Here is a 4,901-nt window from a genome sequence, read left to right on the forward strand (position 1 = left end):
GCTTCGGTGCGCAGCGGATTGATCTCCGAGACGGCACCGACGAACGTGGTCTTACCCACGCCGAAGCCCCCTGCCACCACGATCTTCGCCGAGGTAGTGGAGCGGGCTGCTCCGCCGCTAGAGCTTGCGAAGTCCACTGAGCACCCTTTCGAGCAGTGTCACATCTGGCTGACCGCCGGCGGACTCGTCGCCGCCGGGCTGATGGATAGCGACGAGTCCGGCCTCTGCCAGGTCGGCTACGAGGATCCGAGCAACGCCGAGCGGGATCGAGAGCAGTGCCGAAATCTCGGCGACCGACTTGATCTCGAAGCACAGCCGGCAGATCCGCTGGTGCTCGGGCAACTGCCCTTGCAGCCGGGACGGATCAGCCGTGGTACTGACCAACGCCTCAATGGCGAGTTGGTAGCGCGGGCGGGTCCGGCCACCGGTCATGGCGTACGGACGAACCAGCGGATTGTGCGCCGTCGGCGCGGGCTCGGGGGCCTGCTGCTGCGGCACGGGCTGGATGCGGGGCGGCTGGGGCGCGTCGTAGCGGTGCGGCCGCTGGGGATGCCATCCGGGATCCTGCCAAGAGGTCTGCGGTGGCTGCTGCGGCTGCTGTGGCTGCGAGAACGGTTGGTACGGCTGCTGAGCGCCTTGCCGGCCGGGGGTGGAGGGGAAGTTGAAGCGATCGTCCCCGTGCCCACCCGGCACGTTCTGGCCACCGTCGTACCGATGTCCGTCCGGGGGTGTTGCCACGACTCCTCCTCCGCTTACCGGTCCCGATCCCAGTGGGTCCGCGCCTCCGCACTTTATGGCTCGGTGGCGCGAAACGCACTGTCTGTCCACTAGTTAAGGAGACTTCCCTGAAGTTCGGCGCGGAGGTCCGGGGTGAGGACGTTGCCTGCGCGGTCGACAAGTAGGGCCATTTCGTACCCAACCAGGCCGATGTCGGCGTCCGGGTGGGCAAGTACGGCCAGCGAGGATCCGTCCGAGATGGACATGATGAAGAGGAAGCCACGCTCCATCTCCACCACGGTCTGGTTCACGGCGCCGCCCTCGAAGATCCGTGAGGCGCCCGCGGTCAGTGAGGTCAGACCGGAGGCGACAGCCGCCAACTGGTCGGCACGGTCGCGCGGAAATCCATCGGACATGGCGAGCAGGAGTCCGTCGGCGGAGACCACCACCGTGTGCGACACCCCGGGGGTGTTGTCCACGAAGTTGGTGATCAACCAGTTCAGATTCTGCGCCGCCTGGCTCATCGGGCTCACACTAACGCTCCTGGTTGTAGGTATTACTGGTGTCCGAACCCGCGTTACGTCCCCGCAGTACGCCCCGCCGCAGGTTGCTCAACCTGCCGCGGATGTCCTCGGGGGCGCGGGAGACCTGAGGGCCGTCCTGCGGGCTCTGTTCCGCCGTGCCCTCGACCAGGTTGGCCTTGGGCACCCGCCGGGGGAGTCCGGACGGGGTGATCCCACCCGCCTTCGGCTCCCGGAGCGTCTCGGCCCGCTCCCAGCGCTCGTCGTTCGCCGAGCGCCAGTCGTCGGAGCCGTTCCCGTCCTGCTGCGCGGGCTGCGGCTGCGGCATCTCCTGCTGCTGCGGCTGCTGTTGCGCGGCGACGGGCCGGTTGTTCCCGCGACCGGTGGGCTGCCAGTGCTGCTGACCGCCCCGACGCGGAAGACCGGCTTCGGTCAGCTCGTGGCCGGAGTTCGGGGTGGGACCCGGACGGTCGAAGCCTACGCGTTCCTGCGGCTCGGCGGGGGCGCTCGGGACAGATTCCGCTTCGGCCTCAGCGGACGGCTCGTACGCACCGTGGAAGGAGTGCTGATCCACCCACTCACCCTGGTGGGGCTCGGAGTTGAACGACTCGTCGTATGCCGGCTGCTGGACTTCACCGGTCCCGTACGGATCCTCCGCATAGCCGCCCTGAGGGGCCGGTTCGGGGTGCGCGGCAAAGCCCGCGTCAGCGGGGTAGGGGGTGTAGCCGCCCTCGTACGGCGTCTGCTCGTACTGCTGCGGCCGGTGCTGCTCCGGCTCCTGGGCGTACCCGTTCCCGGCGAAGCCGTCGTCCGGGTACGCGTTCTGGACGGGCGGGTTCCCGGTGTACTGCTGCTCGAACTGGGGACGCTCACCGACCTGTGCCCCCAGCGCGGCCCGGCGCTCCTCACGCAGCAGCGAGCGGCCCACCGGGTCGAGCTGCGTGGTGTCCGCCGACGGCTGCTCGTAGCGCGAGTCGTCGAAGCCGAGCTCCGCCGCCGTGCGCATCGGGGGCTGGGCCGGCGCCGGTTCGAAGCTCTGCTGCTGCGGGATGATCGAGGAGACGGTGAAGTCGTCCTGCGGGTCGGCCGCTTCGCCACCGCCACCATGGGTGATGGCGTCCGGCAGCATGACCAGCGAGGTCGTTCCGGCCTGTTCGCCCGAGGGACGCAGCTGGACCCGGATGCCGTGCCGGTCGGCGAGGCGGCCGACCACGAACAGGCCCATGCGCTGGGACACCGCGGCGTCCACGGTCGGCGGGTTGGCCAGCTTGTGGTTGATGTCGGCGAAGTCCTCGGCGGTGAGGCCGATGCCCTTGTCGTGGATCTCGATCATCACGCGGCCGTCGGGCAGCCGGGTGGCCGTGACCCGCACCTTGGTCTGCGGCGAGGAGAACGTGGTGGCGTTCTCCAGCAGCTCGGCCAGCAGGTGCACGAGGTCGGTGACGGACTGGCCGTGGATCTCGGTGTCCGGCATCCCGGACAGCTCGATGCGCTCGTACGACTCCACCTCGGAGGCAGCGGCACGGAGCACGTCGACCAGCGGCACCGGCTGGTTCCAGCGGCTGCCCGGCTCCTCGCCGGCCAGGACGAGGAGGTTCTCGCCGTTGCGGCGCATACGGGTGGCCAGGTGGTCCAGCCGGAAGAGGTTCTCCAGCTGGTCCGGGTCGGCCTCGTTGTTCTCCAGATCGGTGATGAGGGACAGCTGGCCCTCGATCAGCGACTGGTTGCGGCGCGACAGGTTGGTGAAGATCGCGTTGACGTTGCCCCGCAGCATGGCCTGCTCGGCCGCCAGCCGGACCGCCTCGCGGTGCACCTGGTCGAAGGCGCGGGCGACCTCGCCGATCTCGTCGGTGCTGTGGATCGGGATCGGCTGGACACGGGTGTCGACCCGGCCCGGATCGGTCCTGGAGAGCTGGTCGACCAGCGCCGGAAGCCGCTGCTCGGCGATGCCGAAGGCGGCCGTGCGCAGACGGCGCATGGAGCGGCTCATCTGCCGGGCCATCATTCCGGCCAGTACGAAGGCGGCCAGCAGCGCGACGACCACGACGGCGGCGTTGATGAAGGCGTCGTTCTTGGCGCTGGACGAGATGTCGGCGGCCTCGTTCACGGCCTTGTCGACCAGCTCGTTCTCGACCGTGGTGTAGCCGTCGAACTTGGCGGTGGCGGCAGCCATCCAGGTGTCGGGCGTGATGCCCTTCTCGGCGAGCTTCTCGGGCGACTTGCCCTGCCCGATCTGCTGGGCCATGCCGTCGAAGACCGAACCGTCGATGCTGGGGGGAGAGACGAACGGGACTCCCGCCGCGTCCGCCTTCGCCCTGGCGGCGTTCAGCTTCTTCTCGCCCTCGGCCGCCTGGGCGACCATGACCTCGTTCAGCCGGGTCGCGTCGTCCTCCGTGCCACCGGAGACGAACTCGCCGAGCGCGATCTGCTCGAGGTAGTTGTACGAGCCGAAGGCCTTGACCTGGGCGTCGAAGGTGGCCTTCTCCTGACTCGGACGCACCAGAAGATGCATACCGATGGAGCGCTGAAGCGATTCTGCAGCCTTGGCGAGTTCCAGCGCGTAGACCGTACGGCCGTAACTGGTGATGTTGCCGGTGCCCAGCCCCAGTTCGTTGCAGAACTCCATCAGGGAGTGCTGGACCTTGACGTATCCCTCTTGCGTCTTCACCGGGTCCATGGCCGCGGTGTAGGCGGTCTTGCGCAGGTCGGGGAGTTTGGGCTCTTCGAGACGGAAGAGCTGAAGACGGCGTTCCAGGCCCTTCTTCTTGGGCATGCTCTTCACGGCCGTGTCGAATGCGGCCGCGGCCGCGTCGGTGGCGGCCCGGACCTCGCTGACGACAGCGGCGTCCCGCTTGTTGGAGAGCAGGGGCTGGGCCGAGAGGTCGCGCTCGTTGAGCAGCGCCTGACCGTACACCGAGGCCGCGCGCACGACCAGTGCGGTCTTCTCGGCGTCCTGCGCCTCCCGCCAGGTGTCGATCGACCCCTTCACCTGGAAGCCGCCCATGACCAGGCCGACCAGTACCGGGATCAGCAGGATCGCGTTCAGCCGGGTGGGCACCCGCCAGTTCCGGGGGGACATCCGGCTGTTGCTGCCGGGGGACACCGCCCCGGGCACATCGGCAGGCGACCCCGCGGCGCTCGGCGGCGTGAAGTTGCCCCGCTCAAGCTGTGCCGCGGAGCCCTTGTTGCTTCGCCTCACTCGACCAACAACCTCTCGGCGTCGGCACCTACGTTGTGCCGTATTTCGTTCAGGGTCGTACTACTGGGGAGTTCATTGATTCCAGCATGGGGACCGGCTGCGTTCCAAACAGTTGGAACCAGCCATTCCGAGCATTCAGGCCCTGAATAAAACGGGCATAAAGAACGAGCCCCGCCAAAAGGCGAGGCTCATGTGAGCGCAGCGGTACCGACTGAATGCATCGGGTGCTGAACGCCGGGCAATTCTCTGTCGAAATGTTATGAACGCGGGGGGCGGATCGTGTCAAAGGACACAGCCCACCCCCGTTGCGGCTACGTTAACTGCCGTATCGCACTACTGACTTGCGTCTACTTCAGCCGTGCCATCAGTGCGTGTTCCACGAGCGTGATGAGTGCGCTCTTGGCGTCCGCGCGGTGGCGTGCGTCCGTGGTGAGGATGGGGGTGTCGGGTCCGATCTGGAGGGC

The 4,901-nt window shown here is 68.0% G+C and carries 3 protein-coding genes and 2 pseudogenes; all 5 read right to left on the minus strand.

All coding sequences use genetic code 11. The features are described from left to right. Nucleotides 1-137: pseudogene (locus AB0L71_RS32560) on the minus strand (ATP/GTP-binding protein); the annotation flags it as partial. Then, nucleotides 118-738: a DUF742 domain-containing protein gene (locus AB0L71_RS32565; protein WP_365250326.1), complete on the minus strand. Its 621-nt coding sequence runs from the start codon at nucleotides 736-738 to the stop codon at nucleotides 118-120. The gene AB0L71_RS32565 and the pseudogene AB0L71_RS32560, both read right to left, overlap by 20 nt. Nucleotides 739-827: 89 nt before the next feature. Then, entirely contained in the window at nucleotides 828-1,241 is a 414-nt protein-coding gene (locus AB0L71_RS32570; protein ID WP_365250332.1) for a roadblock/LC7 domain-containing protein, read from the minus strand. Between the two features lie 10 nt (nucleotides 1,242-1,251). Then, on the minus strand, nucleotides 1,252-4,437 hold the full coding sequence (locus tag AB0L71_RS32575) for a nitrate- and nitrite sensing domain-containing protein (protein ID WP_365250329.1): 3,186 nt from the start codon (nucleotides 4,435-4,437) through the stop codon (nucleotides 1,252-1,254). Between the two features lie 347 nt (nucleotides 4,438-4,784). Next, nucleotides 4,785-4,901: pseudogene (locus tag AB0L71_RS32580) on the minus strand (ATP-binding protein); the annotation flags it as partial.

The organism is Streptomyces sp. NPDC052052, assembly GCF_040680455.1.
Taxonomy (GTDB): domain Bacteria; phylum Actinomycetota; class Actinomycetes; order Streptomycetales; family Streptomycetaceae; genus Streptomyces.